Source organism: Dactylosporangium sp. NPDC006015 (assembly GCF_040614215.1).
Classification (GTDB): domain Bacteria; phylum Actinomycetota; class Actinomycetes; order Mycobacteriales; family Micromonosporaceae; genus Dactylosporangium; species Dactylosporangium maewongense.
On the sequence record NZ_JBEXUD010000012.1, the window covers coordinates 199,632 to 218,149 of the forward strand.

Below are 18,518 nucleotides of genomic sequence, written 5' to 3' on the forward strand. Positions count from 1 at the left end.
CGGTGCTTCGACACGACGCAGGCCAGTGTGGTGGGCCGGAAACGGGGGGCCCACCACCCTGGCCTGCCGGGCGGCTGTCGTTACGGCGCGACCAGGAACGGGGTGATGACCTCGACCGGGCCGGACGGCGCCGACTCGTCGCCGTTGGCGTTGACCGCGGTCAGCCGGTACACGTGGCGTTCGGCGCCCCGCGTGCGCAGGGTCACCGCGCCGGCCGGGTAGGTGCCGACCACCGTCGCGCCGTCGTAGAGGCGGTAGGTCAGGCCGGCCGAGGTCGACCAGGACAGCGGGATGTCGGCGTAGTACCCGTCGGCGATCGTCGCCCGGCCCGCCTGGAAGCCGGCCGGGGCCGCCGGCCGGTCGGCCGCTCCCGGCAGCGTGGTCACCGTGACCGGCGCCGAGGCGGGCGTGTCGGTGCAGCCGGTCAGCAGGCCCACCACGCGCAGCTGGTGCGTCGACGCGGACGCCAGGCCGGAGAGCACCGCGGCCGGCTCGGTGACGGTGGCGACGACGGTGTTGCCGTCCAGCACGGTGTACGAGGTGGCGGTCGACTCGAGGGTCCAGTCGAGGCGGACGGTGGACGCGGTGACGGCGGACGCGCTCACCCGCGCCGGGGCCGGCGGCTGGGCCGGGCAGGGTTCGGTCGACGGCGACAGCACGGGGCTGTGCTCGGACTCGTTGCCGGCCACGTTCAGCGCCGCCACCGTGAAGCGGTGCCCGGTGCCGTGGAACAGTCCGGTGACCGTCGCCGACCGGGTCCAGCTCGTGGCCACCCGGTAGGCGCCGTCGTAGATCGCGTACTGGTGGACGTAGGACCCGTCCGTCGGCCCCGACCAGGCCAGCGCGATGGAGCGGTCGCTGCGGCCGGTGACGACCAGGTCGCGCGGGGCCGCCGTGGTGTTCGTCGTGCCCGGCAGGGTGCGGGTGGTCGCGTACCCCACCGTGGGTTCCTGCGAGCCGCAGCCGACCCGCCGCAGCGCGACCGCGTACGAGGTGTCCGGGGTGAGGCCCCCGACCCGCAGGCTGGTGCCGGACACGATGCCGTGATCGCGGCCGTTGACGCTCAGGGCGAGCAGCGGCGATGACCGGCCCACGGTCCAGCGCACCGACAGGGCGGAGGAGGTCACGTCGAACACGGTGGTTGGCGCGGGCTCGGTGCACTGCGGCGCCATGCCGGGCGTCCACGTGGTCCCCGTGAACGGCGCCGACTGGGCCGACTCCACGCCGGTCGCGGAGACCGCGGTCACGGTGTAGGTGTGGGTGGTGTTGACGCCGATGTACTGCATGGGCGCCGACGTCGTCGCGGTGCGCCGCACGACCACCCCGCCCTCGTACACCCGGAACGACGCGACCGCGGGACCGCCCGCCGGCTGCCGCCACGACAGCGAGATCCCGGTGTTGGCGACCGACCCGGTCAGGTCAGCAGGTGCGAGCGGGACCGGCCCGGTCGCGGCGGTGGCGCCGGACACCCCGGTGAGCCCTGCCAGCAGCACGCCGAGCGCGGCTGCCCGAACGAGGAACCTGCGCATCGACGATCCTCTCTAGGGGAACGGCGAGCAACTGTAAACAAAGCTTCCTGTTGATGTCAATGGTCCGGCGCGAGCGGCGCCTGGGGGCAGCGAGGCCTACACCGCCTCATCGACTCCTATTCGTCATAGGAGGTCGCATGTACAGGCAGAGCAAGGCGAAACGGCGCACGCCGGCGGCCGGAGTGCCCGCCGATACGCTTGTCAGCTGGGTGTGCCACATGTCCGATCACCAATAGGAATACACGCCACGTGACGATCCGGCTGCGTAGCGAAGGAAGTCGGCCGATGGGTTGATTTGCGGTCGTGGACCTCTCTACGGTGGGCCACGGCCCGTCTCGGCGGCAGGTCTCCCTCGAGGCCCTGGGGCGCCGGCTGGAGGAAGGGCGTCGCCTCGGTGGACCGTAACCGCACGTTCTCGATCGTTCGCAGAACGCTGGTCGTGGCCGCCGTCGCCCTCGCCGGACTGGTGCCGTCCGTTTCGGCGCACGCCGAGCCGTCGCTGCCGGAGATCGAGCGGCAGCTGGACGAGGCGTGGGAGAAGCTCGAGCCGGTCATCGAGCAGTACAACGACCTGCACAGCCAGCTCGCGGCGAACCAGACCAAGGCCAAGACGCTCACCGCCACGCTCGCGCCCCTGCAGCAGCAGGTCGACGCCGCCATGCACGAGGTCGGGGTGATGGCGGCGCGGCAGTACAAGTACGGCAGCGCGTCGGTGCTCAGCGTGCTGCTGTCGACCGACTCGCCGCAGACGTTCGCCGAGCAGCTCGCGACGTTGAACCGCCTCGCGAAGAACAGCGCCGACCAGATCGCGTCCGTCGCGCAGCTCCGCGACGGATACGCCGCCGACAAGGCGAAGATCGACGCCCTCGTCGCGCAGCAGCAGGCGCAGGAGACCGAGCTCGCCGCCCGCAAGAAGTCGATCCAGGCCGAGGTCGACCGGCTGCAGGCGCTGCGCCGGCAGCTCGGCGCGACCGACGTGCCCAAGAGTGAGCTGTACATCGGTCAGTGCCCGGCCGTGTACATCGGCGGCGCGGCGGGCACCGCGGTCAAGACCGCCTGCGCGCAGATCGGCAAGCCGTACGTGTTCGGCACCGTCGGACCCGGCACCTTCGACTGCTCCGGCCTCACCCAGTACGCCTGGAAGGCCGCGGGCGTGTCGCTCACCCACTACACGGGCGCGCAGTGGAAGCAGGGCAGCGCGGTCAGCAAGGCCGACCTGAGACCCGGCGACCTGGTCTTCTTCTACAGCGACCTGCACCACGTCGGGATGTACGTCGGCAACAACCTGATGGTCCACGCGTCCCGTGCGGGGGTGCCGGTCCGGATGGCCCGCATCGACACCATGCCGTACATGGGCGCACGCCGACCCGGCTGACGGATCCCGCCCGTTCACCGGCTCGGGGTGAGCTGGACCCGGCGCAGGAGTTGCGCGTTGAGCGCGACGACGATCGTCGACGCGGACATCAGCACGGCCCCGACGGCCGGGCTGAGGGTGATCCCGGCCCAGGCGAGGGCGCCGGCGGCGAGCGGGATCGCGACGATGTTGTACCCGGCGGCCCAGGCCAGGTTCTGGACCATCTTGCCGTAGCTGGCCCTGGACAGCCGGATGACGCCGGTGACGCCACGCGGGTCGGACGAGGCCAGCACGACGCCGGCCGACTCGATGGCGACGTCGGTGCCGGCGCCGATGGCGATGCCGACATCGGCGCGGGCCAGGGCCGGGGCGTCGTTGACGCCGTCGCCGACCATCGCCACGCGCAGCCCGCGCCGCTGCAGGTCGGCGACGGTCCGGTCCTTGTCGGCCGGGAGGACCTCGGCGTACACCTCGTCGACGCCCGGACGTAGCCCGAGGTCGGCGGCGACGGCGTCGGCGACCTGCCGGGCGTCCCCGGTGATCATGACGATCTTGCCGACGCCGAGCCGCCGGAGCCGCGCGATAGCCTCCCTCGCCTCCGGCCGGACCTCGTCCTCCAGGGCGAGCGCGCCGACGGCGTGCGGGGCGTCATCGTCGAGCCGGATCAGGTGCAGCACGGCGGCGCCGCGCCCGGCCCACGCGGCGGACGCGGCGGCGACGTCGTCGGGCAGGCCGACGCGCAGCTCCCGCAGCAGCGCCGGGCCGCCGACGGCGTAACGGACCCCGCCGACGGTGGCCCGCACGCCGCGGCCGGTCAGCGACTGGAATTCCTCGGCACGCAGGTCGGTCGCGCCGTCCCGCCGGGCCGCGGTCACGATGGCCCGGGCCAGGGGATGTTCGCTGTCGGCCTCCACCGCGGCGGCGGTGCGCAGCACCTGCTGATCGGTGTGCCCGGCGGCCGCAGCGACGCCGGTGACGGTGTACGCGCCCTTGGTCAGGGTGCCGGTCTTGTCGAACAGCACCGCGTCGACGGTGCGCATCCGCTCCAGCGCGAGGCGGTCCTTGACCAGGATCCCGGCGCGGGCGGCCACCGCCGTGGACAGCGCGATCACCAGCGGGATGGCCAGGCCGAGCGCGTGCGGGCAGGCGATGACCAGCACCGTGACCGTCCGCACCACCGACCCGTCCAGGTCGCCGGCCGCCCACCAGGCGGCGAAGGTGACCAGCCCGGCGCCGGCGGCGACGTAGAACAGCCAGGCGGCGAACCGGTCGGCGAGGACCTGTGCCCGGCCGCGGGACCGCTGGGCCTGCCCGACGAGGCGCTGGATGCCGGCGAGGGCGGTGTCGTCGCCGACGGCCTCGACCTCGACGCGCAACGCTGAGTCGGTGGCGACGGTGCCGGCCACGACCCGGTCGCCGGCGGTCCGGGCGACCGGCCGCGACTCGCCGGTCACCATCGACTCGTCGAGCTCGGCCCGGCCGTCGACGATGTGACCGTCGGCGGGCACCCGGCCGCCGGAGCGGACCAGCACCGTGTCCCCGACACGCAGGTCGCTGACCCGCACGGGCCGCGGCCGGCCGTCGGTGTCGAGGAGCTCGGCGTCGTCGGGCAGCAGCGCGGCGAGGGCCGCGAGGGCGCCGCCGGCCTGGCCGATCGCCTTCATCTCCTGCCAGTGCCCGAGCAGCATGATGGTGACCAGCGCGGCCAGCTCCCACCAGAACTCCAGGTCGAACCAGCCGAGGCTGGTGGCCACGGAGGCGGTGTAGGCGACGGTGATCGCCATCGCGATGAGCAGCATCATGCCCGGGGCGCGGTCGCGGACCTCGGCGACCGCGCCGGCGAGGAACGGCCATCCGCCGTAGAGGAACACCACCGTGCCGAGCACCGGCCCGACGAGAGCCATGCCCGGGAAGTCGAGCCGGTAGCCGAGCCAGCCCATCACCATGTGGCTGGTCGCGACGATCGGGATGGTCAGCACGAGGCTGAGCCAGAACTTGCGCCGGAACGCCTCAGGGTCGTGCCCCGCGTGCTTGTCGTGCCCGGCGCCGTGCGGCTGTGTCATCGCCGGCTCCTTCCGTCCCGCTCGACGCACCCCCATGGGGTATGCGCGGCAGGCGAGAGTGGCCTGGGTCCGCGGTCTACGATGTCGCATAGGAGGTGGTCGGGGAGTGGTGCGGAGCCGCCGTATGCGGTCTGCCGGTGTGCGGTCGCACGCCTGGCTGCTGGCCGCGGTGCTGCTCGTGCTGGGTGTCGCGTGGATGCACACCCTGGCCGCCGCCCCGCTCCCGCAGGCGACGCACGCGAGCATGGCGACGGCCGTCCAGGCGATGCCGCAGTGCGCTCCGGACGGGCACCACGACTCCTGTCCCGGCGGTCCGCACGGAGGTGGTCACGCCGAGGCGATGTGCCAGTCGGCCATGCCGCCCGCCATCGGTGCCCCCGCCCCCACCTTCACCGTGTCACAAGCGGTGCCGCCCGCCACTGTGGTCCGGACGCTGGCCGTCACCGTCGCGGCCGAGGCGGCCGGCGGCAGCGGTTGCGGACCGCCGGCGCGCAGCGTGCTGTCGATCTGGCGTACGTAGGCCGTCTCAGGAGTCGTTGCTGCCGCCGGCACCTTGCCCGCGGCGACGTCCTGACGCGTCCGCGTCACCGTTTCGAATCCTCAGGAGCTGGACTCACCATGCGCACGATCAACCTTCGCCGGGCCGCGATCGCCACCGGCGCGCTCAGCCTCGCCCTGCTCGCCGGTGGTTGCGGCGACGGCGGGATGGACCACGGCACCATGGGCACCGGCGCCCCCACGTCCGTCGCGGCGCCGAAGTCGGGTGCCACGTTCAACGCCACCGACGTCAAGTTCGCCACCGACATGATCCCGCACCACCGTCAGGCCCTGGACATGGCGAAGATCGCCCAGTCGAAGGCCACCACGCCGGAGGTGAAGGCCCTGGCCGACAGGATCGCCAAGGCGCAGGAGCCGGAGATCGCCACCATGTCCGGCTGGCTGACCGCCTGGGGTGAGCCGGTCCCCAGCCCCGGTGGCATGAGCCATGGCGACATGGGCGGCATGGGACACATGCCCGGCATGATGACCGACCAGGAGATGCAGGACATGTCCAAGGCCACCGGCAAGGACTTCGACACCATGTTCCTGCAGATGATGATCAAGCACCATCAGGGCGCGGTCGAGATGGCCAGGACCGAACAGGCCCAGGGCCAGGACCCGGCGGCCAAGCAGCTCGCCGGGAAGATCGCCGCGGACCAGACCGCGGAGATCACCGAGATGCAGGGGATGCTGGCCAAGCTGTAGTCGCTCCGTGTCACCCCGTGGGTGCGGCGCCGGCATGCGGCGGTGCCGCACCCGCGGGTTCGTTTCAGTCCCCCGCGTGGCATCACCGGCTTCGGCCTGCGCCGCGCCGCTGCGGCTGCATAGCGGAGGCCTTCAGCTGCGGCGCAGCAGGCGGCCGACGGCGGCCATCATCTCGGTGGCCATCTCCTCGCCCTTGCCCTCCTCGGCGCCGTGCTGCATGCAGTGCCGGGAGTGGTCGTCCAGCAGGCCCAGTGCGACCTTGTCCAGGGCGGCCTGGATCGCGCCGATCTGGGTGAGCACGTCGATGCAGTAGCGGTCCTCGTCGACCATCTTCTCGATCCCGCGCACCTGCCCCTCGATGCGTCTGAGGCGGCCCTGCAGCTGGTCCTTGGTCGCGGTGTAGCCGCGTGCCGGTGTCGTCATGCCACCCAGTGTATGAACCCCCCGGGGGTATCGTCCAGGTCGTCTGCTGCGGCTCGGCAGCGCTCGACGCGCGCGGACGAACATCCAGATCGCCAGCGCCGGCCGCTGTGGCGAAGTCCGGGTTGACGGATATACCCCCTGGGGGTAAGGATGGCTCCACACGGATACCCCCTGGGGGTACGAAGGAGTGATGGAGATGGCAAGCGCATCCCGGCGGTGGTGGGCTCTCGGGCTCATCGCCCTGGCTCAGTTCATGGTCATCATGGACACCTCGATCATCGGTGTCGCCCTGCCCCGCATGCGGGACGAACTCGGCTTCACCCCGGGCAACCTGTCCTGGGTCTTCAATGCCTACGTCGTCGCGTTCGGCGGCCTGCTGTTGCTCGGTGGCCGCCTGTCGGACCTGTTCGGTGCCCGGCGGGTGTTCGCCGCCGGCTGGGCGGTCCTGCTGGCCGGGTCGCTCGCCGCCGGGCTCGCCGACGGCGTCGCGGTCGAGCTGGCCGCCCGCGCCGTGCAGGGCGCCGGCGCCGCGCTCATCGCCCCGTCGGCGCTGACGCTGCTGATGATGCTCTTCGGTGCCGAGCCGAAGGAGCTCACCAAGGCCCTGGCGCTGTACGGTGCGGCCGCGCCGGCCGGTGGCACGGCGGGGGTGTTCCTCGGTGGGGTCATCACCGAGTACGTCAGCTGGCCCTGGGTGTTCTACATCAACGTCCCGATCGCCGTGCTCGTCCTCGCCGCCATCCCGGCGGTGATGCCGTCCGGTGGCGCCCGCCGCGGCTCGCTCGACCTGCTCGGCGCGCTCACCGTCACCGTGGGCCTGGCCGCCGCGGTGTACGCGATCGTCCGCGCCCCCGAGGTCGGCTGGTCCTCGGTGCGGACCTGGCTCGTGCTCGGCGCCGCGGCGCTCGCGCTCGCCGCGTTCGTGGCGATCCAGGCGGCCCGCCGCGAGCCGTTGATGCGGCTGTCGATCTTCCGGGCGCCGAACCTCGCCGCGGCCAACGTCGCGCAGCTGCTGCTCGGGGCGGCATGGATCCCGATGTGGTTCTACCTCAACCTGTACCTGCAGCAGGTCCTCGGCTACAGCGCCTTCCCCAGCGGCGCCGCGCTGCTGCCGATGACCGCTCTCATCATGCTCGGCATGATCTTCCTCGCCCCGCGGGCGATCGGCCGGTTCGGCCCCAGGGCGATGGTCGTCGCCGGCCTGACCGTGCTCGCCGCGGGCCTCGGCTGGCTGGCGTTCGTCCGCCCGACCGGCAGCTTCGTCGCCGACGTGCTGCCCGCCTCGCTCGTCGCGGCGCTGGGCATGTCGCTCGCCTTCATCCCGTCGCTGGGCACCGCGATCGGTGCTGCCAGGCCCGAGGAGGGCGGGCTGGCGGCCGGCATCGTCAACACCAGCTATCAGGTCGGCTCCGCGCTCGGCCTGGCCGCGATGACCGCCGTCGCCGCCGCGTCTGGCGCCGACCGGCTCGGCGACCTGCCCGCGCTCACCGACGGCTACTCCGCCGCGTTCACCGGCGCCGCGGTGATCGCCCTGGCCGGCGCCGTGATCGCCGCGATCGCACTGCGCCCGGCGCCCGCGGCCGCGACCGAGCCCGTCCGGGTCTGACCTGTCACATCCGCACCGGGACAAGACCGTCTCGTTGATACCCCTAGGGGGTAGGGGTACAGTGGAACCATCGACCGATGAGGAGCACCGCAATGAACACGACGACTTCCCTCTACGAGGTGGCGAGGTAGTCATGCGCACACCGCTCAAGCTCGGCGCCTACGCGCTCGGCCTGGCGGCCGTGTTCGCCGCCGCGGTCGGGATCGGCCACGTCGCCGGTCCCGCCGTGGCCCCGGCCGCCCACACCGGCACCGACCACGACGCCGCCGCCGACCCCGGCCACCAGCCGACCGGCGGCCACGACCAGCACCAGACCGGGGCCGCGGCGGCACTGCCCGCCGGGCTGCAGGTCACCCAGGACGGCTATCGCATCGAACCGCTCAGCACCGCGCTGAGCACGACCGGGCCCGCCCCGTTCCGCTTCCGGATCACCGGCCCCGGCGGCGCACCCGTCACCGCCTACACCAGAAGCCACGACAAGGACCTGCACCTCATCGTCGTGCGCCGCGACCTGGCCGGGTTCCAGCACGTGCACCCGCAGCGCGACGCCGACGGCACCTGGAGCGTCCCCCTCACCGCCGGAGCTCCCGGCCAGTACCGGGTCTTCGCCGACTTCCAGCCCGCCGGGCATCCGCGCGGCCTCACCCTGGGCGTCGACGTCCCCGCCCCCGGCGACTACCAGCCCCGGGCCCTCCCGGAGCCGCGGCGCACCACGACCGTCGGCGGCTACACCGTCACCGTCGACGGCGACCTGGTCCCCGGCACGTCGTCGAAGCTGACCCTCACCGTCACCCGCGACGGCGTCGCCGTCACCGACCTGCAGCCCTACCTCGGCGCGTACGGCCACCTCGTCGCGTTGCGCGACGGCGACCTCGCCTACCTGCACGTCCACCCCGACGGCGCGCCGGGCGACGGCCGCACCACCGCCGGCCCGCGGATCACCTTCTACGCCGAGGTGCCGTCGGACGGGACCTACCGGCTGTTCCTGGACTTCCAGCACGGCGGCGTCGTCCGTACCGCGGAATTCACCGCCATCGCCGGCGCCACGGCGCAATCGAATCCGGCCCCGTCTGAGCACGGCGAGCCCGGTCACACGCACAGCTGAGGACATGTCATGGCACTCACCCGGCCGCTGATCGCGGCACCACAGCGCTTCGAACTGGCCATCGGCGGCATGACCTGCGCCTCCTGCGCCGCGCGGATCGAGAAGAAGCTCAACCGCATGGACGGCGTCACCGCCACCGTCAACTACGCCACCGAGAAGGCTGACGTCACCGTCACCGGCGAGGTCACCGCCGCCGATCTCATCACCACCGTCGAGCAGACCGGCTACACCGCGGCCCTGCCCACACCACCACAGGCAACCGCCGAGCCTGTCGACGAGCTGCGACCGCTGCGGACCCGGCTGTGGGTTTCGCTGGTACTGACGGTGCCGGTGATCCTGCTCGCCATGGTCCCGGCGTGGCAGTTCGACTTCTGGCAGTGGGCGTCGCTGACCCTCGCCGCGCCGGTCGTCGTGTACGGCGGCCTGCCGTTCCACAAGGCCGCCTGGACCAACCTGCGCCACGGCGCCGCCACCATGGACACGCTCGTGTCGCTGGGCACCCTGGCGGCGTTCGGGTGGTCGCTGTGGGCGCTGTTCCTCGGCACCGCCGGCACCCCCGGCATGACGCACCCGTTCGAGCTCACCATCGAACGTACCGACGGCGCCGGCAACATCTACCTCGAGGCCGCCGCCGGCGTCACCCTGTTCATCCTCGCCGGCCGCTACTTCGAGGCCCGGGCCAAGCGCCGCGCGGGCGCCGCCCTGCGCGCCCTGCTCGAGCTCGGCGCCAAGGACGTCGCCGTCCTGCGCGACGGGACCGAGCACCGCATCCCGGTCGACCAGCTGGCGGTGGGGGACCGGTTCGTCGTCCGGCCCGGGGAGAAGATCGCCACCGACGGCGTCGTCGACGAGGGCACCTCCGCCGTCGACGAGGCCATGCTCACCGGCGAGTCCGTCCCGGTCGAGGTCGGGCCCGGCAGCGCCGTCACCGGCGCCACCGTCAACGCCGGCGGGCGCCTCGTCGTGCGGGCCACCCGCGTCGGCGCCGACACCCAGCTCGCCCAGATGGCCAAGCTGGTCGAGCAGGCCCAGACCGGCAAGGCCGCCGTCCAGCGCCTCGCCGACCGCATCTCGGGCGTGTTCGTCCCGATCGTCATCGCGCTCGCCGTCGGCACCCTCGGCTACTGGATCGGCACCGGCTCCGGCCTCACCGCCGCGTTCACCGCGGCCGTCGCCGTGCTCATCATCGCCTGCCCCTGCGCCCTCGGCCTGGCCACGCCGACCGCGCTGCTCGTCGGTACCGGCCGCGGCGCCCAGCTCGGCATCCTCATCAAGGGCCCCGAGGCTCTCGAATCCACCAGGCGGATCGACACCGTCGTGTTGGACAAGACCGGCACCGTGACCACCGGCCGGATGGCGCTCGTCGACGCGGCCGCGGTCGACGACGAGGTGCTCCGCCTCGCCGGTGCCCTCGAGGCCGCCTCCGAACACCCGATCGCCCGCGCGATCGCCGCCGCGGCCACCGAACGGTTCGGCGCCCTCCCCGCGGTGTCCGGATTCGCCAACGCCGAAGGGCTGGGCGTGCGGGGCACCGTCGACGGGCGGCTGGTTGTCGCCGGGCGGGCCCGGCTGCTGCTCGACGACGGACTGACCATCCCCGACGAGCTGCGGGCCGCACAGGCCGCCGCCGAGCACGCCGGGCAGACCGCGATCCTCGCCGGCTGGGACGGCCGGGCCCGGGGCGTGCTGACCGTCGCCGACACGGTCAAGCCGACCAGCCGCCAGGCGATCACCGAACTGCGCCGGCTCGGCCTCACGCCGATCCTGCTGACCGGCGACAACGCCACCGTCGCCCGCACCATCGCCGAGCAGGTCGGCATCACCGAGGTCGTCGCCGACGTGCTGCCCGCCGGCAAGGTCGACGCCGTCGCCCGCCTGCAGGCCGCCGGGAAGGTCGTGGCGATGGTCGGCGACGGGGTCAACGACGCCGCCGCGCTCGCCCAGGCCGACCTCGGCCTCGCCATGGGCACCGGCACGGACGTCGCCATCGAGGCTTCCGACCTCACGCTCGTCCGTGGCGATCTCCTCGCCGCAGTCGACGCGATCCGGCTGTCCCGGCGGACCCTGCGGACCATCAAGAGCAACCTGTTCTGGGCGTTCGCCTACAACGTCGCCGCCCTGCCCCTCGCCGCCGCCGGCCTGCTCAACCCGATGCTCGCCGGCGCCGCCATGGCCCTGTCGTCGGTGTTCGTCGTGTCCAACAGCCTGCGGCTGCGCGGCTTCCGGTCCAGGCACGCCACCACCACATGATGCGGGCACGCTCGCCTGATGCATGGCGCTCGATGTAGGTTCTGGCGATGGCGCCGGCGGTGGAAGGACAGGGGATCCCGCGCCGCTCGGTGCTGGCCGGCGCCGGGATCCTGGGCGGGTCGCTGCTCGGTGCGGCGGCGTGCAGCGACCCGCCGCCACCCGCGTTCCACGGCGTCCACCAGTCCGGCATCACCACGCCGGTCCTGCCGTTCCTGCAGATGTCCGGCTTCGACGTGGTGGCGAGGGATCGCGACGGCCTGATCGAGCTGCTGCGGGCGTGGACCGGGGTCGCCGAGGAGTTGACCCGCGCGGCGGGTGCCGCGCTCACCGTCACGTTCGGCTTCGGACCGGCCCTGTTCACGGAGGGCCGGTTCGGCCTGGTCGACCGCCGCCCGGCGGCACTGGCCGAACTGCCCACGTTTCCCGGCGAGTCCCTGGAGCCCGCCGCTGGCGGCGGCGACCTCTGCATCCAGGTCTGCGCCCAGCACCCGACGACGGCACACGACGCGGTCCGTGCGCTCGTGAGCGCCGGTCGGGGCAATGCCGTGCTCCGCTGGCGGCAGGTCGGTTTCCGCGACGCGGGCGACGCGGCGGACCCCGTCGGATTGTTCGGGTTCCGCGACGGCACCGCCAACCTCGACCTGACCAAGGAGCAGGAACAGGCCGAGCACCTCTGGGTGAGCGACGGACCCGCGTGGCTGCACGGCGGCACATACCTCGTCGTGCGCCGGATCCGGCTGCTGCTGGACACCTGGGACCGCACCGACGTCGCGACCCAGGAGACGGTCATCGGCCGCCGCCGCGACAGCAACGACCGCCTGGACCTTCCCGCGTCACACGCCCGGCTGGCGTCGCCCGAGGCGAACGGCGGCGCCAAACTGCTGCGGCGGTCCTACTCGTACGACGCCGGCGCGGACCCGAACGGGCTGATCGACGCCGGGCTCATCTTCATCTGCTACCAGCGCGACCCGCAGCGGCAGTTCGTCGCCATCCAGCGCCGGCTCGCCGCGAACGACCCGCTCAAGGGCTTCAGCCAGCACCTGGCCGGCGGCGTGTTCGCGTGCCCGCCCGGGGTCGGGCGGGGGTCGTGGATCGGTGCCGCGCTCTTCTAGGGTTTCGCTCTGGGCAGTGAGATCCGGGTGACCGCGATGGCCTTGGCCTTGGCGTCGGCCGGCGGGTTCCGGCCGCTGAACTTGGTGATGACGTGCGTCTTGCCGCTCATCACCTGCAGCTCGTACTTGTCCGGCGTCCAGTACGCCTCGTCGCCGATCCCGGTGACGGGCTCGACGACGGCGGGGTTGCTGCGCCCGCGTTCGAAGTCGTCACGCCCGCTGGTCTGGGAGTCGTCGAGCAGGTACAGGTACTCCGTGATGGTGGGTGTGCCGCCGGGGGCGAGGGGTCCGAGTTTGGCTGTCAGGCCGAAGGCGCACACCGGCGGCCAGCTCTCCACCTTCCGCGGCGGGTCGACCGGGATCGCCAGGACCTGGGCGGCCTCCTGCTGCGTGAGGGTCCGGCACGGGTCGTCCACCTGACTGACGTCCCACGAACCGTGCAGGGCCGTCGGGCTGCCGGACGGGTGCACCGGCAACCCGGCCGACGGCGGCGCGAGCACCGGACCGGCGACGGCGGGCGATCGGTGCTCAGTCGGCGGTTGTTCGGCGGTACAGCCGGCGCAGGCCGCGACAAGCGCCATCGCCGCCAGCACCCGACAGGAAAACGATTGCCTGGCGGACGTCCTCCACATGCAGCGGAGTCTACGACCATCGATAGTATTTTAACAGGTCGCGAAAAAAGTCCCGGCACCGAATCCTGTCGATGATCGACTACCGTGTTGCACGTTGTCTCGTCGATGCTTCGGACGGCAAACTACTATCGAATCTAGTAGCTTGCGGCGTGCGGTCATGGCTCCGACGACCGGTCGCCACCGTTCGGGCGGCGCGGTGGTGGGCGCGGCCACGCTACGCTAGCCGTCAGTCGGGCGGAGGGTGCGTCGTGCAAGGGTTCGGAGAGCTGGAGACGGCACTCATGGAGGTGCTGTGGAAGCGGCAGGCGCCGACCACCGTCCGCGAGGCGATGGACGACCTGCGGTGGCACCGGAAGCTCGCCTACACCACCGTCATGACCGTGATCGACACGCTGTACCGCAAAGGCTGGCTGACCCGTGAGCCGGACGGCCGCGCGTACCGGTACCTGCCGGCACTGACCCGCGATCAGGTCGTCGCGCGGACCATGCACGAGGTGCTCGTGGACAGCGGCGACCGCGGCGAGGCGCTGATGCACTTCGTCGGCCGGATGACCATGGACGACGCCGCCGCGCTCCGCGAGGCGCTCAACAGCTACGAGCGGCGGATCTCGGGCCGATGAGTCCACTGCTGCTCATCGCGTTCACGCTCGTCCTCGCGCTCGTGGCCGCGCCGCGGCTGGCCGGGGCGTCGTGGGTGGTGCGGGCGCCGCGGCTGGCCCTGACCGCCTGGCTGGTCGGGTCGTGCGCCGTCGTGGCGGCGAGCCTGCTCACCGGGCTCAACCTGCTGCTGTACTGGGACCGCACCCACGACCTGGTGAGCGGGGCCTGGCACTTCTGCCTCGACTCGCTGCTCGGCCGGCACGACGCGCCGGCCCAGGTCGCCGCGGTCGTCGGCCTCGTGACCGTGGCGGCGCTGTGCTACCGGATGGGGCTCGGCGTCACCCGGATGGCCGCCGTCCAGCGTGCGCGGCGGGCCGATCTGCGGATGCTCGTCCGGCTCGCCGGCATCCCCTCGCCGGTGCCCGGCGCGACGGTGGTGCGGCACGACCAGCCCGCCGCCTACCTGATGCCGGGGCGGGCGACCGACATCGTGATCACCTCCGGCGCCGTGGACCAGCTCCGGGCACCGGAGCTGCACGCCGTGCTCGCCCATGAGCGCGCCCACGCCAGCGGACGGCACTACCACCTCACCCACTGGGTCCGGTTCCTGGAGCAGGCGTTTCCCGGGGTCGCCGCCTTCACGCTGGCGAGGCGGCAGGTCGAGCGGCTGGTCGAGCTGTGCGCCGACGACACCGCCGCCCGCAGTGCCGAGCGGATCGACCTCGCCCGGGCGCTCGTCACCATGGCGCAGCCGGTCGGCGCGGGCGGCGGGCTGCTGGCCGTCAGCGGCGGCGACAGCCTGGAGCGACTGCACCGCCTCCTCGCCCCGCCGCGGCCGCTCGCCACGGCGGCCAAGGCGTGCGTCGCCGCGGGAGTGGCCGCGGTCGCGGTCGCGCCCCTCGCCATGGCGATGTTCGACCGCTGCTGCGGGTCCTGGGTGCCCGCCGCGCTGTCGTTGTAGCCGGGAACCTTGGCGCTGACCGTTTCGCCCTTTTTCAGCTATTTCACAGCTGGCATCCCGTAACCGGCGTGAGCCGGCCGTGTTGATCCACCCGACTGATCCCGCCGGCGGAGCCGACGAGAGGGTGGATGTGCAGCGCAAGGTCGTGTCGGCCGTGGCAATGGTCGTGTGCGCGCTGTTGCTGCACCTCGGCGCGGTGCACCATCCGGTCGGCGCCGTCTCCGGCGTACACGCGGCGGCCGGCAACCAGCAGTTGCCGGTCGTGGAGCGTCCCGCCGACTGCACGGGAATCGACCGCGACCAGGTCGCCAGACCCATGCGGAGCCAGCCCCTGGCGGAGCGCCGGGCCGGCGTCGTCGGTGACGTCATCCAGAGTCGCTGCGTGGCAGCCGTGCCCGCAGCGCCGCGGGCAGCCACCGGCCGCCGGTACATCGCGGGCCGGATACAGGCCCTCCTGCAGATCCTGCGGTGCTGAGCGACCCACCTCTGCCCGCCGCACGAGACCACGCGTCCTCCGACCCGTTCTGAGCGACGCGCGCCGGCATGTGCGGCGGCGTGAGGCGCAGCCACGTCACTCACACCGCTACCGAACCTGGACGACCATGCAGACCCTCATCGACCACGCACGTGCCTTCCCCGAGACCGTCAAGCGCCAGTCGCACCGCTTCGCCCGGCTGGCCGACGCCGCGCGGACCGACACGATGCCGATGGTCCGGCGCTGGCTCGGCCACACCGCGAACCTCGTGACGGCGGCCGAGGACCTGGCCGCAGACCCGGCTGCGGATCTGGCTGTGGACCTGGCTGCGGCGGCGCAGCGGCACGTGCTCACCCAGCTCGACCACCTCCAGAGCCACCCGTGCGTCGCGCGCCGACTGGCCACCGGCCGCCTCAGGCTGCACGCCTGGGTGTACGCGGTCGACACCGGCCAGGTGCTCGCCGCCCGGCCCGGCTCCGACGCGTTCCGGCCGCTGTGACCACGCCCGTGCGCCGGGCGATGCGGGTCGCCCGCACCGACCTGCCGGCCTCGATCGTGGTGTTCCTCGTCGCGCTGCCCTTGTGCGCCGGGGTCGCCGTGGCGTCCGGCGTGCCGGCCGAGCTCGGACTGGTGACCGGCGTCGTCGGGGGACTGGTCGCCGGGGTGCTGCCCGGCAGCAGCCTGCAGGTCAGCGGACCCGCGGCCGGCCTCACCGTGCTCGTCGCCGAGGCCGTCGGCACGTACGGCGTCGCCGCCCTCGGGCCGATCGTGCTGGTCGCCGGGCTGCTGCAGATCGGGCTGGGCGCGTTGCGGTTCGGCCGCTGGTTCCAGGCCATCTCCGTCGCGGTCGTGCAGGGCATGCTGACCGGCATCGGACTGCTGCTCATCGCCGCGCAGCTCTACGTCCTCGCCGGCGCCACGGCACCGTCGAGCGGCATCGACAAGCTGGCCGGGCTGGTCCGGCTGGCCGTGCAGGCCGGCACCTCGAGCACGGCGCTGACCGCCGTCGCGGTCGGACTGGGCACCATCGTGATCGCCGTGCGGTGGGCGCAGCTGCCCGGCCCGGCGCGCCTGGTGCCCGGCACGCTGGTCGCGGTGACGGCCGCGTCCGCCGCGACGGCGGCGCTGGACCTGCCGCTGGCGACCGTGGACGTCGGCGGGCTGCTCAGCGTGCTGCAGCCGTCGATCGGGCAGCTCCGGCAGCTGGCGGACGTGGGTGTGCTCGGCACGGCCGTCGCGTTCGCGCTCGTCGCCTCGGCGGAGAGCCTGTTCAGCGCGTCCGCCGTCGACCGGATGCACCACGGGTCGCGGACCGCGTTCGACAAGGAGCTCATCGCGCAGGGCGTCGGCAACAGCGTCTGCGGTGTGCTCGGCTCGCTGCCCATGACGGCGGTGATCGTGCGCAGCGCGGCGAATGTCCAGGCCGGCGCGCGGACCAAGGCGTCCCGGGTGCTGCACGGGGTCTGGCTGCTGGTGTTCGTCGCGGCGCTGCCGGCCGTGCTCGCGCTCATTCCGCTGCCGGCGCTGGCGGGCGTGCTGATCCACGCCGGGTTCAAGCTGCTGCCGGTCAAGGTCCTGCCGCAGCTGTGGCGTGAGCACCGGGGCGAGGCGCTGGTGCTGGCCGGGACCGCCGGCGCCATCCTGCTCATCGACATGTTCCAGGGTGTCCTGATCGGGATCGGTCTCGCGGTCGCGAAGTCGGCCTGGGAGACGTCGCACGTCCGCGTGCACGTCACCGACTCCGGTCAGGGCCCGATCCACGTCAGGCTGGTCGGCAACGCCACGTTCCTGCGGTTGCCCGTCATCCTCACCGCGCTGTCGGCCCTGCCGGCGCACCGGGCCGTGCAACTGGACCTGCGCGGCCTGCGGCACGTCGACCACGCCTGCCAGTCCGCCCTGAGCACCTGGGCCGACCGGCACAACAGCACCGCGCCGACGCCGGTCCTGCTGCTCGCCGGCGGACACGACCCACCGTCGGCCTCCGGGCCGTAGCGGCCGCGATGCGTGGCTTCCGCACGCGCAAGGGCGTGTCCTCCGCCTAATGGCGGCTGACACGCCCCGCTGGCACCCGCGCGCGGACCGCTCGACCCCGTCGGGGGTCGTAGAGGGGTCAGTGTCCGGCGATGGAGGGGCCGTGCCCGCCGTCGGAGATCTGGGTGCCCTCGGCGAAGGCGGACTGGAACTGGGCGCGCAGCGCGTCGATGCTCGCGTACTCGGAGGACGACGACTGCTCGCTGCCCTCGGCGGCGAAGACGCTGTTGGTCTCGGCCTCGTCGTGGCTGTAGCTGGTGTAGTCGGTGGACTCGAAGCGGGAGCCGTCCGCGCCGACGTACTCGACGTGCTTGCCGGTCTCGAAGTCCGTGGACTCGGCCGACGCGCTGTCCTGGCTGTAGACGCCGAAGTCCGACTGGTAGTCCTGCTCGCTGCCGGCCTCGGTGTGCAGCTGCTCGACGTCGCCGGACTCGTAACCGGTCTCGAACTCGCCGTACTCGCTCATCGCGGTGTTCCTTCCAATTGGCTGTGTCGTTGTCGTCCGTGTTGCTGAGAAGGACAGTACTAGGCGGGCTAGTAGTAACGAATCCCCGAATCGTGCCACCGCCGTGGCCGGATCGGGCGGCGGTGACGGGGCGCGTACCGTGGCGGCATGCAACTGCGCGGGGTCGAGGTGGCGGACGGGACGACGGCGACGCTGTGGTTCACCGACGGCGGTGTGCACGTGGTCGCCCGCGCCGCCCGCCGGCAGGCGCTGCTGCGCTGGGCGGGCGGGTCCGCGTTCGGCGCCCTGGCCCTCGCGATGACCGGCATGGGCGTCGGCGCCGCCGTCAATGCCCGGGCCGGCGAGGTGCTCTTCGCGGCCGCGGGCGCCCTCGCGGTGTTCGCCGTGGCCGCGGCCGTCGCGGGCTGGGTCCTGTCCGTGCGGGCCGGACGGGCGATCCGTGACGGTGTGACAGCACCGGACCTGCCGCTGGAGGGCATCCAGTGGGCGCGCAGCACCGAGGAAGGGGGGCGGGTGCGGGTGTCCGTCGGCATGGCCGACGGCGAGGTGCACGAGTTCGCGGCGGCGGGCATGACCGGCGCGGACCTGGTCCGCCAGTTCGCCGGGCTGCTGGGTGCCGACGGCGGCCCGCCCGACGGCTCCCCGGCGCCGGAATGAGCCCGGAAA

18 protein-coding genes are annotated in these 18,518 nt (G+C 73.0%); 13 read left to right on the plus strand and 5 right to left on the minus strand.

The window, feature by feature from the left end:
* Positions 1–80: 80 nt before the first annotated feature.
* On the minus strand, positions 81–1,529 hold the full coding sequence (locus ABZ321_RS23340) for a fibronectin type III domain-containing protein (protein ID WP_354894496.1): 1,449 nt from the start codon (positions 1,527–1,529) through the stop codon (positions 81–83).
* A gap of 394 nt (positions 1,530–1,923) precedes the next feature.
* Between ABZ321_RS23340 and ABZ321_RS23345 the strand changes: the two genes are divergently transcribed.
* The gene (locus ABZ321_RS23345) at positions 1,924–2,904 is read left to right on the plus strand and encodes an NlpC/P60 family protein (RefSeq protein WP_354894499.1); all 981 of its coding nucleotides are present in this window, start codon (positions 1,924–1,926) and stop codon (positions 2,902–2,904) included.
* 14 nt (positions 2,905–2,918) lie between these two features.
* Here the strand turns inward: ABZ321_RS23345 and ABZ321_RS23350 are convergent, their stop codons facing one another.
* Complete coding sequence (locus ABZ321_RS23350; RefSeq protein WP_354894502.1) at positions 2,919–4,946, minus strand: copper-translocating P-type ATPase; 2,028 nt, start codon at positions 4,944–4,946, stop codon at positions 2,919–2,921.
* A gap of 124 nt (positions 4,947–5,070) precedes the next feature.
* On the opposite strand from ABZ321_RS23350, the gene ABZ321_RS23355 reads away from it, so the two are divergent.
* Both ABZ321_RS23355 and ABZ321_RS23360 read left to right on the plus strand, forming a co-directional pair.
* Positions 5,071–5,466, plus strand: a complete 396-nt coding sequence (locus ABZ321_RS23355) for a DUF6153 family protein (RefSeq protein ID WP_354894505.1) — start codon at positions 5,071–5,073, stop codon at positions 5,464–5,466.
* 98 nt (positions 5,467–5,564) lie between these two features.
* Positions 5,565–6,191 (plus strand): DUF305 domain-containing protein, encoded by a 627-nt coding sequence (locus ABZ321_RS23360; RefSeq protein WP_354894508.1) that lies wholly within the window; start codon positions 5,565–5,567, stop codon positions 6,189–6,191.
* Positions 6,192–6,323: 132 nt separating this feature from the next.
* Here the strand turns inward: ABZ321_RS23360 and ABZ321_RS23365 are convergent, their stop codons facing one another.
* On the minus strand, positions 6,324–6,614 hold the full coding sequence (locus ABZ321_RS23365; RefSeq protein ID WP_354894511.1) for a metal-sensitive transcriptional regulator: 291 nt from the start codon (positions 6,612–6,614) through the stop codon (positions 6,324–6,326).
* Between the two features lie 196 nt (positions 6,615–6,810).
* Between ABZ321_RS23365 and ABZ321_RS23370 the strand changes: the two genes are divergently transcribed.
* From ABZ321_RS23370 to ABZ321_RS23385, 4 genes are all read left to right on the plus strand, one after another.
* Complete coding sequence (locus ABZ321_RS23370) at positions 6,811–8,220, plus strand: MFS transporter (protein WP_354894514.1); 1,410 nt, start codon at positions 6,811–6,813, stop codon at positions 8,218–8,220.
* A 133-nt stretch (positions 8,221–8,353) separates the two neighbouring features.
* Positions 8,354–9,325, plus strand: a complete 972-nt coding sequence (locus tag ABZ321_RS23375; protein WP_354894517.1) for a hypothetical protein — start codon at positions 8,354–8,356, stop codon at positions 9,323–9,325.
* A 9-nt stretch (positions 9,326–9,334) separates the two neighbouring features.
* Positions 9,335–11,575 (plus strand): heavy metal translocating P-type ATPase, encoded by a 2,241-nt coding sequence (locus tag ABZ321_RS23380; protein WP_354894520.1) that lies wholly within the window; start codon positions 9,335–9,337, stop codon positions 11,573–11,575.
* Positions 11,576–11,622: 47 nt separating this feature from the next.
* Positions 11,623–12,687 (plus strand): Dyp-type peroxidase, encoded by a 1,065-nt coding sequence (locus ABZ321_RS23385; protein ID WP_354894523.1) that lies wholly within the window; start codon positions 11,623–11,625, stop codon positions 12,685–12,687.
* Here the strand turns inward: ABZ321_RS23385 and ABZ321_RS23390 are convergent.
* Positions 12,684–13,268 (minus strand): hypothetical protein, encoded by a 585-nt coding sequence (locus tag ABZ321_RS23390; protein WP_354894526.1) that lies wholly within the window; start codon positions 13,266–13,268, stop codon positions 12,684–12,686. The genes ABZ321_RS23385 and ABZ321_RS23390 overlap by 4 nt on opposite strands.
* Before the next feature lie 299 nt (positions 13,269–13,567).
* Here ABZ321_RS23390 and ABZ321_RS23395 point away from each other — a divergent pair, with 299 nt between their 5' ends.
* The 5 genes from ABZ321_RS23395 to ABZ321_RS23415 all read left to right on the plus strand — a co-directional run bounded on the left by ABZ321_RS23395 (position 13,568) and on the right by ABZ321_RS23415 (position 17,347).
* Entirely contained in the window at positions 13,568–13,939 is a 372-nt protein-coding gene (locus ABZ321_RS23395) for a BlaI/MecI/CopY family transcriptional regulator (RefSeq protein WP_344500022.1), read from the plus strand.
* Positions 13,936–14,880: a M56 family metallopeptidase gene (locus ABZ321_RS23400; protein WP_354894530.1), complete on the plus strand. Its 945-nt coding sequence runs from the start codon at positions 13,936–13,938 to the stop codon at positions 14,878–14,880. Before ABZ321_RS23395 ends, ABZ321_RS23400 begins: the two co-directional genes overlap by 4 nt.
* 124 nt (positions 14,881–15,004) lie before the next feature.
* The gene (locus tag ABZ321_RS23405) at positions 15,005–15,355 is read left to right on the plus strand and encodes a hypothetical protein (RefSeq protein WP_354894533.1); all 351 of its coding nucleotides are present in this window, start codon (positions 15,005–15,007) and stop codon (positions 15,353–15,355) included.
* A 127-nt stretch (positions 15,356–15,482) separates the two neighbouring features.
* The gene (locus tag ABZ321_RS23410) at positions 15,483–15,854 is read left to right on the plus strand and encodes a carbonic anhydrase (RefSeq protein ID WP_354894536.1); all 372 of its coding nucleotides are present in this window, start codon (positions 15,483–15,485) and stop codon (positions 15,852–15,854) included.
* On the plus strand, positions 15,851–17,347 hold the full coding sequence (locus ABZ321_RS23415; RefSeq protein ID WP_354894539.1) for a SulP family inorganic anion transporter: 1,497 nt from the start codon (positions 15,851–15,853) through the stop codon (positions 17,345–17,347). The genes ABZ321_RS23410 and ABZ321_RS23415 overlap by 4 nt, the downstream gene beginning before the upstream one ends.
* A gap of 118 nt (positions 17,348–17,465) precedes the next feature.
* Here ABZ321_RS23415 and ABZ321_RS23420 read toward each other — a convergent pair whose 3' ends face one another.
* The gene (locus ABZ321_RS23420; RefSeq protein ID WP_344500034.1) at positions 17,466–17,852 is read right to left on the minus strand and encodes a hypothetical protein; all 387 of its coding nucleotides are present in this window, start codon (positions 17,850–17,852) and stop codon (positions 17,466–17,468) included.
* Between the two features lie 147 nt (positions 17,853–17,999).
* Here ABZ321_RS23420 and ABZ321_RS23425 point away from each other — a divergent pair, with 147 nt between their 5' ends.
* Positions 18,000–18,509 carry a hypothetical protein gene (locus tag ABZ321_RS23425; protein ID WP_344500035.1) on the plus strand — a complete coding sequence of 170 codons (510 nt, stop codon included), beginning with the start codon at positions 18,000–18,002 and terminating at the stop codon, positions 18,507–18,509.
* The last annotated feature ends 9 nt before the right edge of the window (positions 18,510–18,518 follow it).